At 70.7% G+C, this 18,661-nt stretch carries 15 protein-coding genes; 4 read left to right on the top strand and 11 right to left on the bottom strand.

Annotated elements, in window-relative coordinates; all coding sequences use genetic code 11:
• Positions 1-39 precede the first annotated feature (39 nt).
• The gene (locus DB32_RS16110; RefSeq protein WP_157069089.1) at positions 40-888 is read left to right on the top strand and encodes a hypothetical protein; all 849 of its coding nucleotides are present in this window, start codon (positions 40-42) and stop codon (positions 886-888) included.
• Positions 889-1,172: 284 nt separating this feature from the next.
• Here the strand turns inward: DB32_RS16110 and DB32_RS16105 are convergent, their stop codons facing one another.
• The 3 genes from DB32_RS16105 to DB32_RS16090 all read right to left on the bottom strand — a co-directional run bounded on the left by DB32_RS16105 (position 1,173) and on the right by DB32_RS16090 (position 5,418).
• Complete coding sequence (locus DB32_RS16105; RefSeq protein ID WP_053233351.1) at positions 1,173-2,174, bottom strand: L-histidine N(alpha)-methyltransferase; 1,002 nt, start codon at positions 2,172-2,174, stop codon at positions 1,173-1,175.
• Positions 2,175-2,924: 750 nt separating this feature from the next.
• Positions 2,925-4,424 carry a serine/threonine-protein kinase gene (locus DB32_RS16095; RefSeq protein WP_157069088.1) on the bottom strand — a complete coding sequence of 500 codons (1,500 nt, stop codon included), beginning with the start codon at positions 4,422-4,424 and terminating at the stop codon, positions 2,925-2,927.
• A 37-nt stretch (positions 4,425-4,461) separates the two neighbouring features.
• On the bottom strand, positions 4,462-5,418 hold the full coding sequence (locus DB32_RS16090) for a DUF4388 domain-containing protein (RefSeq protein WP_053233348.1): 957 nt from the start codon (positions 5,416-5,418) through the stop codon (positions 4,462-4,464).
• 185 nt (positions 5,419-5,603) lie between these two features.
• On the opposite strand from DB32_RS16090, the gene DB32_RS16085 reads away from it, so the two are divergent.
• The 3 genes from DB32_RS16085 to DB32_RS16075 all read left to right on the top strand — a co-directional run bounded on the left by DB32_RS16085 (position 5,604) and on the right by DB32_RS16075 (position 10,360).
• A complete protein-coding gene (locus DB32_RS16085) occupies positions 5,604-8,462 on the top strand; it encodes a DPP IV N-terminal domain-containing protein (protein ID WP_053233347.1) in 2,859 nt (952 codons plus the stop codon).
• Between the two features lie 157 nt (positions 8,463-8,619).
• On the top strand, positions 8,620-9,114 hold the full coding sequence (locus tag DB32_RS16080; protein WP_169791461.1) for a hypothetical protein: 495 nt from the start codon (positions 8,620-8,622) through the stop codon (positions 9,112-9,114).
• A 202-nt stretch (positions 9,115-9,316) separates the two neighbouring features.
• On the top strand, positions 9,317-10,360 hold the full coding sequence (locus DB32_RS16075; protein WP_053233345.1) for a prephenate dehydrogenase/arogenate dehydrogenase family protein: 1,044 nt from the start codon (positions 9,317-9,319) through the stop codon (positions 10,358-10,360).
• Here DB32_RS16075 and DB32_RS16070 read toward each other — a convergent pair.
• The 8 genes from DB32_RS16070 to DB32_RS16035 all read right to left on the bottom strand — a co-directional run bounded on the left by DB32_RS16070 (position 10,357) and on the right by DB32_RS16035 (position 18,660).
• On the bottom strand, positions 10,357-11,319 hold the full coding sequence (locus DB32_RS16070; RefSeq protein ID WP_053233344.1) for a hypothetical protein: 963 nt from the start codon (positions 11,317-11,319) through the stop codon (positions 10,357-10,359). The genes DB32_RS16075 and DB32_RS16070 overlap by 4 nt on opposite strands.
• 90 nt (positions 11,320-11,409) lie before the next feature.
• Positions 11,410-11,967, bottom strand: coding sequence for a ribosome recycling factor (gene frr, locus DB32_RS16065; protein ID WP_053238829.1), 558 nt, complete (start codon positions 11,965-11,967; stop codon positions 11,410-11,412).
• Positions 11,968-12,008: 41 nt separating this feature from the next.
• The gene (gene pyrH / locus DB32_RS16060; protein ID WP_053233343.1) at positions 12,009-12,743 is read right to left on the bottom strand and encodes a UMP kinase; all 735 of its coding nucleotides are present in this window, start codon (positions 12,741-12,743) and stop codon (positions 12,009-12,011) included.
• Between the two features lie 223 nt (positions 12,744-12,966).
• Entirely contained in the window at positions 12,967-13,647 is a 681-nt protein-coding gene (gene tsf / locus DB32_RS16055; protein WP_053233342.1) for a translation elongation factor Ts, read from the bottom strand.
• Between the two features lie 44 nt (positions 13,648-13,691).
• Entirely contained in the window at positions 13,692-14,576 is an 885-nt protein-coding gene (gene rpsB, locus DB32_RS16050) for a 30S ribosomal protein S2 (RefSeq protein WP_075097534.1), read from the bottom strand.
• 231 nt (positions 14,577-14,807) lie between these two features.
• Entirely contained in the window at positions 14,808-15,671 is an 864-nt protein-coding gene (locus DB32_RS16045) for a hypothetical protein (protein WP_053233341.1), read from the bottom strand.
• Positions 15,668-17,011, bottom strand: a complete 1,344-nt coding sequence (locus DB32_RS16040; protein ID WP_053233340.1) for a DUF1552 domain-containing protein — start codon at positions 17,009-17,011, stop codon at positions 15,668-15,670. Before DB32_RS16040 ends, DB32_RS16045 begins: the two co-directional genes overlap by 4 nt.
• Entirely contained in the window at positions 17,008-18,660 is a 1,653-nt protein-coding gene (locus tag DB32_RS16035) for a DUF1592 domain-containing protein (RefSeq protein ID WP_053233339.1), read from the bottom strand. Before DB32_RS16035 ends, DB32_RS16040 begins: the two co-directional genes overlap by 4 nt.
• Between the last annotated feature and the right edge of the window lies 1 nt (position 18,661).

Below are 18,661 nucleotides of genomic sequence, written 5' to 3'. Positions count from 1 at the left end.
CGGGAGAGACGACGCCGCGGTCCGCGTAGGATGAGCGTCATGCGCTCGTTCTCCACGGTGATCGCGGTGCTCGCGCTCTGCGCGGGATGCAACGAGCGCTCGGCGGTCGAGCTCGACGCGGGCAGGGACGCGCGGGCCGCGAGCGATGCCGCATCGAGCGATGCGAGCGCGACCGCAGATGCGAGCGTCGGCGAGGACGCGAGCATGAGCGAGGACGCGAGCGCAGATGCGAGCGTCAGCGACGATGCGAGCACAGATGCGAGCGTCAGCGACGATGCGAGCGCAGACGCGAGCGTGAGCGAGGATGCGAGCGCGATCGACGCCGGTGCGATCGCGGACGCAGGCTCAGGGTCCGATGCCGGCCCGACGCCGCCGCCGGGGCTCTCGGTGCCGTGTGCGAACGGGCCCGGATGGACGGTGTTCCGGCTCCACTTCGATGGCTCGTCCTCGCCGCGCATCGACGTGTGGGACGCGAGCTGCTCGTACTCGCTCGCGCCGGGCAGTGCGTGCGAGGCGCGCGTCGTGTCGTTCGGCACCGGCACGGTCGAGCCGGTCATGAGCGGATACGCCGTCGCGCTCGGGACCTCGTCGCCCTATCTGCGCGTGCGCTACTCGGTCGCGGGCCTCTCGTTCACGAGCGCGACGCTCTGGGTGCAGGCGCGCTCGTACGCGACGTCGTCGTCGACGAGCATCCGCGCGTGGTCCCCGATCCACGGCGAGACCACGCGCGGGCCCGTCGACAACGACTGGACGTACGACTGGTACGACGTCGACTGGACCGACTACGTCACGCCGAGCGATCAGCCGTCGCTCACGGCGATCCAGATCTACGCCCACTCCGGTTCGGGGTCCCTCGCGGTGCACGCGGCCGAGCTCTGCGTGCAGTGACCTTCGGCTCCTCGCGCTCCTCGTGCTCGCCTTCCTCGTTCGTCTTCTCCGCGGGCGACGGCGCGCGCGCCGTGGCCGGCCGCGCCGGACGCGTGCCGCGACGCGCGCGCGTCGCAGGCTTCACGGGCTCGGTCGTCGTGTCCTCGCGCCGCGTGCGCCCAGGGGTCGCCGGCTCGCGCGTCACCACCGGCCGCTCGACGCGACGCGCGAGGCGCTCGCGCCCTTCGACCTCGGTGCGCGCGATCTTCCGCTCGCGACCGCGGCCCTGCCCCGGCTGCCTTCGCTCACGCTCGCGCATGACCGCCTCCGCGCGCCGCGAGCAGGCAGAGGCTCATCCGCCGCCCGGGATCGGTCCACGAGCGCACGATCTCGAGCCCTGCGCGCCGCACCAGCGACGTGAGCTCGGCAGCGTCGTACTTGTACGCGTGCCCGCCGACGATCCACTCGCCCTTCGCGAGCGCGATCTCGCAGCCACCGACGAGCACGTGCTGCGCGCACTCGCTCACGAGGCGCATCTCGACGCGGCCGCGGATCGGATCGTACGGCGCGCGGAACGAGAAGCGCGTCACGTCGAACGTGGCGCCGATCTCGCGGTTGATCCGCACCAGCACGTTGCGATGGAACGCGGCGTTCGCGCCCGATCGATCGAGGTACGCGGCCTCGATGACGCGCTTCGGCTTCTTCAGATCGAACGACACGAGCACGCGCCCGCGCGAGCCCGCGAGCAGCGCCGCGCGCGCGAGCATCGAGACCGCGTCGTGCGGGGCGATCTCGCCGATGCGCGCATCACCGAGCCACACCGTCGCGTTGCCCTCGTCGATGCGCGCGATGCGCTCGCGCAGGTCGGTCGAGCGAGGCAGCGCGTGGCCCGCGACGAGCGGCGCGATCTCGAGCCCGCGGTGGTCGCGACGGAGCGCACGCGCGAGCTCTTCGAGGCGCGTCGTGCTCGGATCGAGCGGCACGTACGCCACCGGCTCCTCGAGCCGATCGAGCAACGCTCGCACGCGCGACGCGTCGCGCGGCGCGACGTCGACGAGCAGCGAGCGCGGCCCGAGCTCGCGCGAGATCTCGTGCCCGTGTGCATCGAGCAGCGAGCGCTCGGCGCGCGCGAGATAGTGGTCCGGCGTGTCGCGCACGCGCTCGTGGAGACGCGCGCCGCGTTCGTCCCAGAGCCACTTGGAAGGAACCGTCTTGGGCTGCGATCCGAGACCGGCGATCACCTCGCCGAAGAACTCGTCGTCGCGACGAGGCCGGATCAGCCCCCGTACGTCGAGGGCGGGCTGCATGGCTCAACACCTCCATCACCGCGGGACGCGTGCGCACGACGCGCAGGAGCACCGGCACCGGCGCCGTCGCACGCGCAGAGGGAGCGCCGACCGAATCGCCGTGCCCACGGGCATCGCGATTCAGGCGATGGGCGCTCCGAGCTCGATCACACACGAGGTGGGATATAGGCGCCCGAGTCTCCCGATCAGCAGGTGCGCGCGACCTTCGAACGTGCGTCCCTCGGACGGGACGGAGGCGCGAGGACCGCTCGCGGCTTCCAGCGGGCGAGCGCGGGGGCCGAGGACGCCCGCGAGTGGGGACCGCGACGCGCGGCGGGTGCCTCCATACGTCCCCGATCGCGGCTCACGCCAATCGACCCAGGTTGAGTCCGTCTCCCGAAATCACTGAGGAAACGGCAGCGCAGCGCCGGTCCGCCCCCCGAGAGAGGTCCGGACGCGTGGCGGCACCGGCCGGCGACTCCCGATCACGGCACCGGACGCGCGTCGGCACCGCTCCTCGTCGCCCGATCACGGCCCCCGACGTGTGTCCGCACCGCTCCTCGAATCGTGATCACCGGTCCGGACCCGCGTCCGCGCCCGTCATCGGCTCCCGATCGCGCCACCCGCCACCCGGCGCCACCGATCGTCGGATCGCGATCGCCGCTCCCGCCGTGCGTCCGCACCCGTCGTCCGCTCGCGATCACCAGTCCCGCCACGCGTCCGGACCGATCGCGGGATCGCGAGCACCGCCTCGTCCCTCCAGCGCGCTCCTCACTCGTCGCGCGGGCCCACGACCGTCTTGTCCTCGTCGTCGTCCCACGACAGCGCGTGCGTGCCGGGGCCGGCCGGCGCGGCGGGCGCGGGGTCGAGCGGCGTCGCTCCGAGATCGGTCGGCACCTGCGGCGCGCGCCGCTCGCCGTCGCGCGTCGTCGTGATGCGCGCGTGCGGGACCGTCTGCACGAGCTCGCGGTCGTAGCGCATCTCGGTGACGAGCGCGTCGGCGATGGCGGGCATCATCTTGCCCGTCGTGTCGTCGAACGCGTCGGGGAACGTCGGCACGAGCCGCCCCGTGACGTCGTCGAACGCGTCCGCGCGCGGCGCCGCGCGCCCGGTCGTGTCGTCGAACGCGTCGGGCACGATCCGCGGCGCGTCGTCGAGCGCGTCGACCGGCGGCATCGTGTCGAGCATCTCGCGCATGTCCTCGTCGCCGATCGCCTGGACCTCGTCGCTGTCGTCGTCGAACAGCGCGTCGGGCGGGATCGTCTCGGGCGCCCGCTCGCGCGACGGCGCGCCGACCTCGTCGAGGCGGATCTCGCGCGTCGCGACGTCGCGCCCGCGCGGAGGCACGATCGCCGGCGGAGGCGGCGGGAACCACTCGCGCAGCCAGCTCGCGAGCGACGCGGTCGTGAGGAACTCCTGGTTGCCGTACGCGAAGGCCTCGAGCTCTTCGTGGAACGCCTCGGCCGTCGGGTAGCGATGCTCGCGATCGCGCGCGAGCGCGGTGCGCACGATGCGCTCGACCTCGGGCGGGATCGACGGATCGATCATCCGCAGCGAAGGCACGATCGCGAGGCGCGCCTTCTCGACCGTCTCCATGTCGTTCGCGCCGACGAACAAGCGCCGCCCGCTGAGCATCTCCCAGAGCAGGATGCCCGCGCCGAACACGTCGCTGCGATGATCGACGCCGAGCCCGGTGAACGACTCGGGCGCCATGTACGCGAGCTTGCCCTTCACGACGCCGGCGCGCGTCTCGGTCGCGCGTCCCACGGCCTTGGCGAGCCCGAAGTCCGTGACCTTCACCTCGCCGTCGTACGAGAGCAGCACGTTCTGCGGCGTGACGTCGCGATGCACGACGCAGAGCGGCCGCCCGTGGTGCGACACCGCGCAGTGCGCGTGATGGAGGGCCTCGCAGACCTTCATCACGATGTGCAGCGACACCGCGAGCGGCAGCTTCGCGCCGGCCTGCCTCGCGCGCACCTGGATCGCGCGCAGGTCCTTGCCGTGCACGAGCTCCATCGCGATGAAGTACTCGCCGCCCTCGCGCCCGAGATCGAAGATCTGGACGATGTTCGGGTGCTGGAGCTGCACCGCGATCTTCGCCTCGTCCACGAACATCCGGACGAAGTCGGCGTCCTGCGACAGCTCGGGGAGGATGCGCTTGATCGCGATGGGCCTCTCGAACCCCTCGGCGCCTCGCACCGAGGCGCGGAAGACCTCGGCCATGCCTCCGACGCCGATCCGCTCGAGCAGCACGTAGCGATCGGACCTCACGCTCACCTCTCACTGCTGTGGTGGATCGGCGTGACGTTCACTCCACGCGCAGGTAGCCGCTCTTGATCAACTTCACGAGGATCTGCGACGTGTCGAGGTCGCTCGCGAGGCTCTTGTTGAGCACCGTCTCGACGTGCCCGTAGTTGTAAGCGAGCTGCAGGACGTCGAGCTCTTCGGGCGAGAGATCGCGCAGCGGCGGGATCATCGGCATCGCGAGGAGCACGCTCGACTGGAGCGTCGGCATGTCGGTGCCGAGGCGGCGGATCTCGTCGATCTGCCGCATCGCCTCCATGAGGATGCCCTCGGTCGACATCTCGATCTTCTCGAGGAACTCGCGTGCCTCGGGCGGATCCATGTCGAACGAGCCGGTCTGCCACGTGAGGATGCGGAAGAGGCTCTTGAGCGGCGCGACGTCGTAGTGCTCGTTCACGACCGCGAAGATCACGCGGCCGTTGTCGATGAAGATCTTGCCGACGTCCGCGTCGGTGCGGATCACGAGCACGCCGCTCTTCTTGCTCGCGCTGAAGAGCTGCATGAGGTCGGGCAGCGGGATCTCCGCGATCGAGCCCGACATCGTGCGCACCTGCGAGGTGCGACGTCCCGCGGCGACGTCCTCGAGCTTCGCCTTCGCGTCACCGGAGGCCGCGCTGTCGCTCGCGACGAGCTTGATGATCGACGTGCCGATCAGGATGCGGTCGCCCTCCTGCAGGCGCGCGCGCTTGATCTTCTCGCCGTTGACGAAGGTGCCGTTGGTCGAGCCGAGGTCCTGGATGAAGATCTGATCGCCGGTGACGGTCAGCTTCGCGTGGCGGCGCGAGACCATGTCCTCCACGAGGACCATGTCCAGCTCGCTCGAGCGCCCGACGACGATCTCCTTGTTGTTCGGGAGGGGGAACTCGCCCCCCTGGTACTTCCCCGAGATGAAGCGCAGCGCGTACTGCTTCGCTGGCCTCGTCGGAGGAGGCGGCGTCACCTTCGGAACGGGGGGCTCCATCGCTCGAAATAGCCTATGACTTTCGCGCTTTGGAGGTCAAGGACGAGGCGAACCGTCTTGACCGGGGCTGCGGACGCACGGAACGCTGCCCCGCGGTGACCCACCGCATCGGACGTCGCACCACGCGAAACCGGCGGTGTCTCGCTGGGTTCCCAGCGCTCGTCGCCGCGCTGGGAGCAGCGCTGATGGTGGCGATCTCGGCCACCCCGACCGCGACGCGCGCGCAGCTGCGCGATCCGTTCCTCGACTGGCGGACGATCCGCACACCGCACTTCGTCATCCACTACCACGAGCCGCTCGGGTACCTCGCGCGTCGCGTCGCGGCGGTCGCCGAGCGCGCGCACTCGACGCTCTCGACGGTGCTGGCGTTCGCTCCGCGCGAGCGCGTGCAGATCGTCATCACCGACGACGCCGACGCGGCGAACGGATCTGCGACCGCCCTGCCCTACGACACCATCCGCCTGTTCGCGGAGGCGCCCGACGATCTCTCACCGCTCGCCGACTACGACGACTGGCTGACGACGCTCGTCACGCACGAGCACACGCACATCCTCCACCTCGACAACGCGAGCGGCCTGCCGTCGTTCATCAACCTGCTGCTCGGCAAGGTCTACATGCCGAACCACGTGCAGCCGCGGTGGTTCCTCGAGGGCCTCGCGGTGCACGAGGAGACCGAGCACACGTCGGGCGGACGCCTGCGCAGCTCGCAGTGGGACATGTACCTGCGGATGGATGCGCTCGAGGACCGCTTCTGGGACCTCGATCAGGTCAGCTCGAGCGCGGATCGCTGGCCTCACGGGAACGCTGCGTATCTCTACGGATCCTTCTTCGTCCGCTACATCGCGGAGCGGCACGGGCGCGTCGCGCTCGCGACCATCGCACACGAGTACGGCGCATCGGTGATCCCGTACGGGATCAACCGCGTCGCGCAGCGCGCGACGGGCTCGACGTTCATCGAGCTGTGGGACGGGTTCCTCGACGAGCGTCGCGCGCACTATCGCGAGCAGCAGCGCGAGGTCGACGCGCTCGGTCGTCGCGAGGGCACGCGCCTCACGACGCACGGCGAGATCGCGCGCGCACCACGCTACCTGCGCGACGGGCGCTTGATGTACCTGCGCGCCGACAACCGATCGCGCGGCGAGATCGTGATCGTCGATCCGATCACAGGAGAGCGGCGCGACGTGCTCGCGCGCGTGAACGCGGGCGGTGAAGCCGCGGTGCATCCCGATGGGCGCACGATCGTGTTCTCGCGATCCGACGCGCACCGCGACATCTACTTCTTCTCCGATCTCGTCCGCCGCGATCTCGAGACCGGCGAGGAGACGCGCCTCACCGACGGATTGCGCGCGCGCGAGCCCGACCTCTCGCCCGACGGTCGGTACGTGGTCTTCACGATGTCGCGCGCGGGCACGACGCGGCTGATGATCGCGGAGCTCGCGGACGTGACCGGCACGATGCGCGAGCTGACGCCGGGAGCGCGCTTCCAGCAGTGGTACACGCCGCGCTTCTCGCCCGACGGACGCCTGGTGGTCGCGTCGACGTGGCGCGACGGCGGGTATCGCGACGTGGTGCTCGTCGACGTCGCGACCGGGCGCATCGAGGACCTCACGCACGATCGCGCGTCCGACACCGGGCCCACGTTCTCGCCGGACGGAACGCGCGTCGTGTTCTCGTCGGATCGCACCGGCATCGCGAACCTCTACGCGTACGAGCTCGCGAGCGGATCGCTGCGGCAGCTGACGAACGTGATCGCCGGCGCGTATCAGCCGGCGATCGCGGGCGATGGCCGTCGCATCACGTACGTCGGCTACACGTCGTACGGCTTCGATCTGTTCGCGATCGACACCGAGCTCACCGGCTTCCGCGAGGCGCCCCCGTACATCGACACGCGCCCGATCGCGAGCGACACCGCGCCGATCTGGACCGCGGAGAGCGAGGACTACGACGCGCTGCCCACGCTCTACCCGCGCTCGTACTTCCTCGATCTCACGCCCGACTCGTTCGGCACGACGCTCGGCATCACGATCGCGGGCGAGGACGTCGCGGCGTTCCACTCGTGGAGCGCGCGCATCGGCTTCGGGCTCGAGCGCGGCAACATGTCGATCGACGCGGGGTACTCGTACAACCGCCTGCCGCTCTCGATCAGCGTGCGCGGGTTCCGTCGCGTGACGCGCGTCGGAGGCCTGCAGATCGGCGGCGAGGACGTGCCGTGGATCCAGGACGCGTGGGGCGGCGACGTCGGCGTCGCGTACTCGTTCCCGCGCGCGTTCCGCGGCAACACGATCTCGACGTCGTACGCGCTGACGTGGACCGAGGCCGGCGCGCCGTTCACCACGGAGCCGCTCGATCCCAACTTCCCGCCGCCGCTCCTGCCCGAGACCGGCTTCTTCTCCACGCTGCGCTTCGGTTGGTCGTACAGCGACGTCGAGCGCTACGGCTACGACATCAGCCCGTCGAACGGGCAAGCGCTCGGCATCGGCGCGTCGGTGTCGGATCCCGCGATCGGCAGCCAGTTCCGCGTGCTGACGCTGACGTGGTCGTTCACGCGCTACCTGCCGATGCCGTGGCTCGAGCACCACGTGCTCGCGTTCCGCTACGCGGGCGGGATCAGCGGCGGCGATCTCGATCGCCTCGGGATCTTCGGGGTCGGCGGGTTCCCGACGGTGCCGCTGATCGAAGGGTTCAACAGCCCCGTGATCCTCGGCGGCTCGGCGCTGCGCGGGTACCTGCCGAACGATCGCGTCGGCAGCCAGTTCCACCTCGCGCAGCTCGAGTACCGGTTCCCGATCTACCGGTTCAACCGCGGCATCCTCACGCTGCCGGTGTACTTGAACCGGCTCTGGGCGACGGTGTTCGCCGACGCCGGCGACGCGTTCTTCGGGGAGATCGACTTCTCCCGGTTCCGCGTGGGGGTGGGCGCGGAGCTCCACGTCGACTTCACGCTCTTCTACATCCTCGGATTCTCGTTGCGAATCGGGTATGCACGAGGGCTCGGTGAGGGCGGGATCGACCAGTTCTACGCCCACCTGGGCGTGCCCTTCTGATCGAGCAACGCTTGCGCGGCGGGACGGGATCGCACTCGAAACGTCATTCGAGTGGGAAAGAATCGCCCCGAAAAGAGTATCTTCGCCCGCGGCACACGTGCTGCTCGAAACGCAGCCCGGCGCGGCAACCCGCGTCGCAGACGAGAGGAAGCGAATGATGAAGATCCGTTCGGTCGTGATGGCTCTTGGATGTGTGGGTCTGGCCGCGTGCAGCGGTGGCTCGGACTCGGCGAGCGCGGCGGTGACCCTGAGCGGCCCCGGCTTCGCGGCGACGACACTGCGCGGCACCGCGGGCGGCCCGCAGGCGGGCTCGGCGCTCGGCGGCGACTGCATCGGTCAGTTCCCGACGTCGGCGCAGCACACCGTGACGGTGGGCGCGGCGATCCCGATGCTCCGCGTGCTGGTCAACGGCGGCCCCGAGGCCGACACGACGCTCGCGGTTCGTCGCCCCGACGGCACCGTGGTGTGCAACGACGACTCGGGTGATCCCGGCAACAGCCTGAACCCGATCGTCGAGATCGCGAACGCGGCGCCCGGCCAGTACCAGGTGTACGTCGGCGGCTACTCGACCGGCGACACGTGGGCGAGCTACACGCTCGGCTTCTCGGAGCAGGCGGGGCAGTACCCGTCGCAGGTCGTCGCGGCGCCGTGATCCCCGGGGGGCTGTGCCCGGTCGGGCGAAGGCCCCCCTCTCGACCCCCGGCCGCTTCGCGCTGCCGGCGGTGAACGACGCAGCGGGAGCCCGTCGATCGACACGTTCGATCGACGGGCTTCGTGCGTCTGGAGCCACCCACTCGAACGCGCGCGCGCCACGACGGGCAGCGCGCGGGGGTGGCGCTATCATTCGCGCCCTCATGCGCAGGATCGCGATGCTCGGGCACGGCCGCTTCGGCCGCGCGCTCTCGGATCTGATGGTCGAGTCGGGCTTCGAGGTCCGCGCGTACGATCCGCACGCCGAGATGCCCGCCGAGCGTCGCGCGTCGTCGATCGAAGAGGCCGCGAAGGGCGCGGACGCGGTGATCGTGTCGGTGCCGGTCGGCGTGATGCCCGACGTGCTGCGCGCGCTGCGTCCGCACGTGACGCCCGAGCAGCTCGTGCTCGACGTGGGCAGCGTGAAGGTCCACCCGATCGAGGCGATGCGCGAGATCTTCGGGACCGAGATCCCGTGGATCGGCACGCACCCGCTCTTCGGTCCCGTCTCGCTCGCGCACGCGGAGCGCCCGCTGCGCGTCGTGATCTGCCCGAACCCGATGCACCCCGGCACCGCGGCGCAGGCGCGCGCGCTCTACGAGCGCGTCGGATGTTGGACGCTCGAGCAGGACGCGCACGCGCACGACAAGGCGATGGCCGACACGCACGCGCTCGCGTTCTTCGTCGCGAAGGGCATGCTCGACGCAGGCGTCGATCCGCGCGTGCCCAACGCGCCGCCGTCGTTCCAGGCGATGGCGCGGACGATCGAGTCGGTGCGCGGCGACGCGGGTCATCTGTTCGCGGCGATCCAGGCCGAGAACCCGTACGCGACGGACGCGCGACGCCGCTTGATCGACGCGCTCACCGCGCTCGACGCGAGCATCGCGAAGGCCGCGCCCGCGACGCGCGACGCGACGCTCGCGATCCCCGAGTCGCCGGTCGAGCAATCGGCCGAGCTCGTCGAAGCGCGTGATCTGATCGACGAGCTCGATCGCGAGATCGTCGAGCGGCTCGCGCGCCGCGCGGAGCTGAGCCGTCGCGCGCGCGCCGCGAAAGCGCGCGATGGCAAGCCGGTGCACGACCCGACGCGCGAGGCGCAGGTGCTCGCGGCGCGACGCGAGTGGGCGAACGAGCTGCAGATCGACGCGCAGAGCGTCGAGGACGTGTTCCGCGCGGTGCTGCGCTTCTCGCGCCGCGTGCAGGGCTAGGCGATCGGGGCGAGGAAAGCGGGCTCCGCGAGGAGCGCGTCGACGCGCGACCAGCTCCGCTCGCCGAGCCCCGGCAGCTCGAGCGCGCGCGGCACCGCGACGACGAGCTGCGTGCCCTCGCTCGCGACGACGTCGAGCTCGGTGCCGCGCTCGATCACGTACTCGAAGCGACCGCGCTCGTCGGTCGTACGTCGATGCGCGCCGCCGTTCGCGCCGGTGGGCGACGCCGCGCGCAACTTGCGAGCGCCTCGCCGCGGCCATCCGAGCCGGAGGACGATGCGCCCCGAGGGCAGCTCGGCGCGCGGCGCGATGACGACGTCGCACAGGAGCTCGCATCGCGCGCCGACCAGGATGGGCCGCACGAGCTCGAAGCAGACGGGCGCACGGAGCAGCAGCGGGGAGACTCCGCGCGCCCCGAGCTCGACGATCGCTTCGCGCACGCGACCGCCCGCGATCGCCGACTCGAGCAGCTGCCGCGCCCGCGCGACGTCATCGGGCCCGTGCACCACGTTCGCGCGCGCGTCGCTCCGCACCGCGACGACGCTCGTGCACACGCCGCACGCGACCCAGACCTGGGCGACGAGACGCTCGCTCTCGTCGATCGCATCGACGTCGAACGTCGCGCTCGGCCCTCCGACGATTCGCTGCGCTTCGAGCCTTGCGGGACACGCAGGGCACACGATCGCACCGCGTCGGAGCAGCACGAGGCAGACGTCGCCGAGCTCGTGCTCGTCGCGCGTCTCGCGCCACCCCTCGGCGACGCGTGCATCGACGAGCCGGTTCACCTCCGCCGCGCACGCGCGCCACGTGGACAGCTCTCGCTCGTGCACCGAAGGGGTCGCGCCCACCTCGCCCTCGCGCACGCGAAGACGCGTCCCGCGCCGCTCGAGCGCGCACAGCCTCGGCGCGCCGTCCGCGTCGAGGAAGAGCGTCCGCGTCGTCGTGCGATCTCTCGCCATCGCGCCTCTCGCTCACGCGAGCCGAAAAACCGAGGGCCGCCGAGCGCGAAGCCCGACGGCCCTCGTACGGGATCCTCGCGGTCGAGGTGCTCAGACCGTGAGGATGTCCTTCTCCTTCGCGGCGACGATCTCGTCGGCCTTGGCGGTGCCGTCCTTGACGACGTCCTCCATCGACTTCGTCGCGCGATCGACCTCGTCCGCGCTCGCGTCGCCGTCCTTCTCGATCTGCGCGAGCATGTCGCGGCACTCGTGGCGGGCCTTGCGGATCGCGATCTTCGCGTCCTCGAGGTGACTACGCGCGAGCTTCGCGAGCTCCTTGCGGCGCTGCTCGGTCAGCGGCGGCATCGGGATGCGGATGATCTCGCCGTCGTTCTGCGGCGTGAGCCCGAGCGGGCTGTCCACGATCGCCTTCTCGATCGGGCGCAGCTGCGAACGATCCCACGGCTTCACCGTGAGCATGCGCGGCTCCGGGACCGACACGCTCGCCATCTGCGCGAGCGGCGTCGGCGTGCCGTAATAGTCGACGCGGATCGAGTCGAGCAGGTCCGCGGTGGCGCGGCCGGTGCGGATGCGGCTCAGCTCGCGGCGCAGCGCTTCGTGCGCCTTCGCGATGCTGGAGCGCAGCTCCTCCATCGTGTCCTCGATCATGCCCATGACGAATCTCCTCCGAGCGCGTAAGAGCGTGGAGTCTACGACTCCTGGCCGGTCTCCGTCACCAGCGTGCCGACGTCTTCGCCGAGCAGGACGCGCTTGATGTTGCCGCGCTTCAGCAGCGCGAAGACGCGGATCGGGAGCTTGTTCTCGCGCGCGAGCGCCATCGCGGTCGAGTCCATCACGCCGATGCGATCGCTCAGGCAGCGATCGTACGTGAGGCGACGGAGCATCACCGCGTCCGCGTGCTTCGCGGGGTCCTTGTCGTAGACGCCCTCGACCTTCGTCGCCTTGCATAGCAGCTCGGCGCCGATCTCCATGCTGCGCAGGGCAGCGGCGGTATCGGTCGAGAAGAACGGGTTGCCGGTGCCCGCCGCGAAGATGACGACGCGCCCCTTCTCGAGGTGGCGGATCGCGCGGCGGCGGATGTACGGCTCCGCGACCTGGCGGATCTCCAGCGCGCTCAGCACGCGCGTCGGCACCTTGAGGCGCTCGAGCGTGTCCTGCAGCGCGAGGCTGTTGATCACCGTCGCGAGCATTCCCATGTAGTCGGCGGTCGCGCGGTCCATCCCCTGCGCGCTGCCCTTGAGGCCGCGGAAGATGTTGCCGCCGCCGATCACCACGCCGCACTCCGCGCCGAGCGCGTGCGCCTCCGCGACTTCCGTCGCGAGGACCTGCAGCGTGGGCTGATCGATTCCGAACCCGCCCTCGGAGCCCGCGAGGGCCTCACCCGAGAGCTTCAGCATCACGCGCCGGTAACGAAGACCGCTCATTCTTCACCTGTAGAGGGAGATCCACCGGGGAGGACGCGGCGCGATACGCCTGCTGTTCGACCACCGCTCGCTGCGCTCCCTCCTCACGTACCGGAGTACGCGCCGGGGGGTGCTCGCGACCGGCGGCCGCTGAGCAGGAGTCTCACGCCGCGCGATGGCCTTCACCGTTCGTCGTCCGAACGGCGAAGGCCACCTCGGTCTACGCGACTGGCCCGAGCTCGGATCAGCTCATTCCCTTGAGCTGCTCCGCGACCTCGGCGGCGAGGTCCGTCGCCTTCTTCTCGATGCCCTCGCCGAGCTCGTAGCGCACGAAGCGGCGCACCGAGATCTTCTCGCCGATCTTGGCGGTCAGCTCCTCGGCGACGCCCTTCACGGTCTTCTTGTCCTCGCGGGTGACGAGCTCCTGCTCGTCGAGGCACACCTCGCTGAACCACTTGTCCAGCTTGCCCTCGAGGATCTTCGCGACCGCCGCCTCCGGGCGCTTCTTCCCGGTCTTCTGCTCTTCCTCTTCCATCTGACCGCGGAAGATCGCGAGCTGCTTGTCCTGGTCCGCCTGCGCCACTTCCTCGCGGCGCACGTAGAGCGGCGAGCTCGACGCGATCTGCAGCGCGACCTCGTTCACGAACGACTTGAACTCGTCGCCGCGCGCCACGAAGTCGGTCTGGCAGTTCACCTCGACGAGCACGCCGATGCGCGCGTTCGAGTGGATGTACGAGTGGATCAGGCCCTCGGCCGCGATCGCGCCCGCCTTCTTGGCCGCCTTCGCGAGACCCTTCTTCTGGATGATCTCGACGGCCTTCTCTTCGTTGCCGTCGGCCTCGATGAGGGCCATGCGGCAGTCGTTCATGCCGGCGCCCGTGCGATCGCGGAGCGCCTTCACCTGCTGAGCGGTGACGTTCGCCATGTCTCTAACCTCTCTCTCGATCTTCCGTGCGAATCTGCTCGGGCTCAGCTCTCGCCGCCGCCGCCGCCGCGCGGACCGCGCGGGCCACGACGGTCGCCGCCACCACCGCGACGGCCGCCGCGCTGGAACTCGACCTCGACGCGCGCGCCGCCCTCGCCACCGCGATCGTGGCCGCCCTCACCACCGCGGAACTCACGGCGGCGCTGCTGGCCCTCGATGCACGCGTCGGCGATCTTCGACGTGAACAGCTTGATGCTGCGGATCGCGTCGTCGTTGCCGGGGATCACGAAGTCGATGACGTCGGGATCGCAGTTCGTGTCGGTGATCGCGACGATCGGGATGTTGAGCTTGCGAGCCTCGCTGACCGCGATGTGCTCGTGGTGCGGGTCGATGACGAACACCGCCGCCGGGTGCGCGTTCATCATCTTGATGCCGCCGATGAACTTCTCGAGGCGCTCCTGCTCGCGCTTGAGCTTCATCTGCTCCTTCTTGACGAAGTTCTCGGCGGTGCCGTCCTCGAACATCCGGTCGAGCTCGCGGAGGCGCTCGATCGCGCCCTTCACGGTGCGGAAGTTCGTGAGCGTGCCGCCCAGCCAGCGGCCGGTGACGAAGAACTGACCGGCGCGGGCCGCCTCCTCCTGCACCGTCTCGACCGCCTGGCGCTTCGTGCCGACGAAGAGCACGTGGCCGCCACGGCCGACGGCCTCGACGACGAAGTCGTAGGCGCGCTTGAAGAGGACCGCGGTCTGGTCGAGGTCGATGATGTGGATGCCGTTGCGCGCGCCGAAGATGAACGGGCGCATCTTCGGGTTCCAACGACGGGTCTGGTGCCCGAAGTGGACGCCGGCATCGATCAGGGCGCGGAGGCTGAGGGGGAGCTCGGACGCGTAGTCCTGAGTGGTCGCTTCGGTGGTCTGGACGTCGGTCATGTGGATCTCCGGTTGGCTCCTCCACCTCCCCGGGGCGGCGACCCATCGTGAGATGGGCACCGGGCCGTCCCGTTACGACCACTCGAAAAGCCGAGTAGATTCGGGGAGATGTGAGTAGTTACGGAGCGCCTCGGGGCGCCCCGGCCCAGCGAGAGGTCCCGCCAGAGCGGCGCGCGGTATACCACGCGCACGCACCGAGTCCAACGGGGTGAGCGGCGAAGGCGGCGCGAATCACAGGGGGTCGACGAAGCCCAACCCCGCCTCGAACACCATCGACGCGCTGAACTGCGTGCACTTGCCGTCGACCGGCGCGAGGTCGGCGATCAGGCGGATGAACGTCGCGACCGTGCTCATCAGGTCGGAGGGGATGTTCAGCCCGCTCGCGATCTCGATCATCTGGTCGTTCGAGATCCCGCCCGCGAAGACGCCGCTCATCGAGCCGTCCTCGTGGATGCGCACGCGCACGCGCGCGCCGTGCAGGTCGAGCACGAACCGCGCGTCGAGGATCGAGACCGGCAGCGCGAGCTCGAACGGGCCCGTCTCGAGCACTCCGTCACGCAGCACCGCGCCTTCGTAGCGCGCGGTGCGCGCCTCGGGCGAGACCTGCAGCGTCTGGCCGTCGAGCAGCTGGCCGTCGGTGCCGAGCAGCGGCGCGCCGGTGAGCGTGCGTACGACCAGGGTCACGCAGTCGTCGTTCCGCGGATCGTCGAGCCCCTCGAGCGTGATCCCGATGAGGAGCTGACCGTTGCTGATCGAGCTCTGGAGGAGCGCGTCGAGCGTGCCCTCGCCCACCTGGTTCTCGAGCGCCGGGATGATCGGCGTGAGCTGGTTGTCGATGCCCTCGCGGCCCTCGTCGTCGACGAAGTCGCGCGCGCGGCACGCGCTCGCCTCGAGCGGAGGCCCGAAGCTCTCGTCGAGATCGAAGCCCTCGCTGACGCCGTCCTCGGCGACCTCGAAGGCCATCCAGCGGATGATGCCGGACTGCTCGGGCAGCGCGCTCTCGCACGCGCGCGGGCCGGTGGGCTCCATCTCGTCGGGCGCGCACGATGCGAGCGCGAGCGCGCCGAGGATGACGATCGCGCGCAGCACGCTCACACCTCGATCTCCGAGAGCCCGTCGGTCGCGCGCCCCACGCCGAAGCCGAACTCGCCGGCGTTGAGCCCGACCGCGCGCATCAGCGAGAGGCTCACCTTCGTCGCGTTCTCGCCGGGCGCGGCGTGGTGGATGCCGGTGCGCAGCGCGCCGCACGCGCTGCCCGCGATGATCAGCGGGTAGTTCTCGATCGAGTGGGTGCGCCCGAACGAGACGTCGGTCGTGCACAGCACGGCGCAGTGATCGAGGAGCGTTCCGTCGCCCTCGACGATGCGATCGAGCGCCGAGAGGAAGTACGCCATCTCCTCGTGGATGAAGGTGACGACGCGGTTGACCTCGGTCTGCGGGTTGCCCGGCTCGTCGTGCGTGAGCTGGTGGTGGCCCGCGGTGGTGTCGAGGAACAGCGTGTTGTTCACCGGCTGGCTGAACATCACGCTGAAGACGCGGGTCTGATCGCACGCGAGCGCCATCGCGCAGAGGTCGCTCATCACGCGCGAGATCGCGCTCATCTGCGGGCGGCCTTCGAGGTCGGGGAACTCGCTCGCGGGCGCGGTCGGGCGCATGCACGCGGCGAGGTTCGGAGGGTCCTCCTGGAGGCGCGCGATCTGCGTCTCGATCGCGCGGATGCCGTCGAGGTGCTCCTCGATGCGCCGGCGATCGCGCGCGCCGACGCGCGACTGCAGGCGGCGCGCTTGGCCGGTGACCGCGTCGAGCACGCTGCGTCGGAGCGCGAGGCGCGGATCGGGCTCGGTCATCTCGCCCGGCTCGCGGAAGCCGACGCCGAAGAGGCGCTCGAAGAGCGCGGCGGGCGAGCACTCGGGCGGGTTCAGCGCGTCGGGCCCGCTGTGCGAGATGCTCACGGTGGAGCGCTGCACGCCGAGCTCGAGCGAGCGGAAGCGCGTCGCCCCGCGGAAGCCGTCGGCCTCGGCGACGATCTGATCGATCGTCGGGCCGGGATAGCTCGAGACCGACTCGCCGAAGTTCACGCCGCCGACGTCGCCGCCCGCGAGGAGGCCCGCGGGCCCCGAGCCGTGCGGGTTCGTGTTGGGCGTCATCACGCGCGTGCCGGTGACGAACGTGAGCTTCTCGCGCAGCGGCTCGAGCGGCGCGGTCTGCTCGGGCAGCACGTACGAGCGGCCGGTGCCCTGCGGGACCCAGAGCTCGGGGATCACGCCGTTGCCGAAGAACCACCAGCCGAAGCGCACGGGGAGCGTGCCGCAGTCGGCGTACGCGGTGCCCGAGTCGTTCAGGAACGCATCGAGCGTGGGCAGCGCGATCGAGACCGCGGCGCCACCGAGCATGCCCTTCAGCATCGTGCGCCGATCGAGATGGAAGCGCGTCACGGCGTGCCCTCCTCGCTGACCATCGAGACCCCACGGAAGAACGGGTGGCGCGCGATCGCGCGCATCAGGCCGCGCACGCGATAGCCCTCGCGCGCGAGCTCGATCGTGAGCGCCTGGTGCGCGGCGTCCTCGCCATCGGTGAGCACGTGGCCGCCCGCGTACGTCATCATGCGATCGACGAAGCAGGGCACGAGCGCGGGATGGCCGCGCAGCGCGAGCGCGAGCTCCGACGCATCGGCGAAGGCGACTCCGTCGAGCTCGCCGCTCGCGTCGATCGGCACGTCCTCGTCGCGCGTGCGGAAGCGACCGACTCCGTCGAACTGCTCGAGGCCGAGGCCGATCGGATCGAGCTGCGCGTGACAGCCCGCGCAGAACTCGTTCTCGCGATGCGAGGCGAGGCGCTCGCGCAGCGTGCGCGCGTCGGCCGAAGGCTCGGGGATCGCGGTGTCCACCCCGACCGGCGGCGGCAGCACCTGCTGACAGAGCAGCGCCTCGCGGACGAAGCGGCCGCGCAGCGTGGGCGAGGTCGAGACCGGATGCGCCCACATCGCGAGGATGCTCGCCTGTCCGAGCAAGCCGCGACGCGCCGAGCTCTCGGGGAGCTCGACGAGGCCGAAGCCTTCGCTCGCCGGCGCGCGCACCACGTAGAGCGCGGCGAGGCGACGATCGACGAAGGTCTCGCGCGTCGTCATGAGGTCGCGGTAGTCGCCGTCGAGATCGAAGACGAAGTGCTCGATCGTGCGGAGCGTTCCTTCGCGCGCGGCGGGACCGAGATCCGGGCTCGCTGCGGTGAACACCATCGGGTCCTTCGAGAGATCCTCGAGCGCGCCGAGCTGCAGCCAGTCGTCGGCGAACGCGCGGATGCCCGCGCGCGCACGCGGCGACTCGAGCAGGCGATCGATCTCCGCGTCGAGCCCTTCGGGATCGTCGAGCGCGCCCGACTGCGCGGCGGCGAGCAGCGCGTCGTCGGGGATCGTGTTCCAGAAGAAGAACGAGAGGCGTGTCGCGAGCTCGTACGCGTCGAGCGTTCCGCGCGACGGGTCCCCCTCGTCGATCACGCCGGTCTGCGGTCGATAGAGGAAGTCGGGCGACTGGAGGATCGCCGCGAGCGCGTACTCGAGGCCGGCGTGGAAGTCCTCGAGCACCGTCGCGGCCTCGACGGCGACGCCGACCAGCGCAGTGAGCTCTTCGTCGATCACCGGACGACGCCACGCGCGCTGCGCGAGCGGTGCGAGCACTTCGCGCGCGCACGTCTCGTCGGCTGCCGCGCTCGGCGCGCACGACACGATGCGCTCGCGTCGCTCGGGCGCGAGGACCTGCGAGGCGATCTGGTACGCAGCGCGCTCGTACTGCTCGACGCCGCGCGACGAGACGCTCGTCTGCGCCGCACCGATCGCGAAGAAGCCGTCGCGCACCGCGTCCGGCTCGAGCGCGCTCGCGACCACGACGACGTCCTCGCCGAAGAGATCGCGCACCGCGTTGACGTACTGCGCGCGCGTGAGGCGCTGCATCACGCGCGGCCCTGGGTCGAACGGCTGCACGAACGAGCGCGAGGGCCCCGCGGGCTCCAGCTCGTCGTCGCCTGCGCATCCCATCGCGAGCACCGCGAGCGCGACCAGCGCGCTCTTCCTCCAGTCCAGGCGCTGCATG

Source organism: Sandaracinus amylolyticus (assembly GCF_000737325.1).
Lineage (GTDB): Bacteria > Myxococcota_A > Polyangia > Polyangiales > Sandaracinaceae > Sandaracinus > Sandaracinus amylolyticus.
The sequence above is the reverse complement of the archived record's forward strand: the minus strand, read 5'-3'. Positions and strand labels throughout refer to the sequence as shown.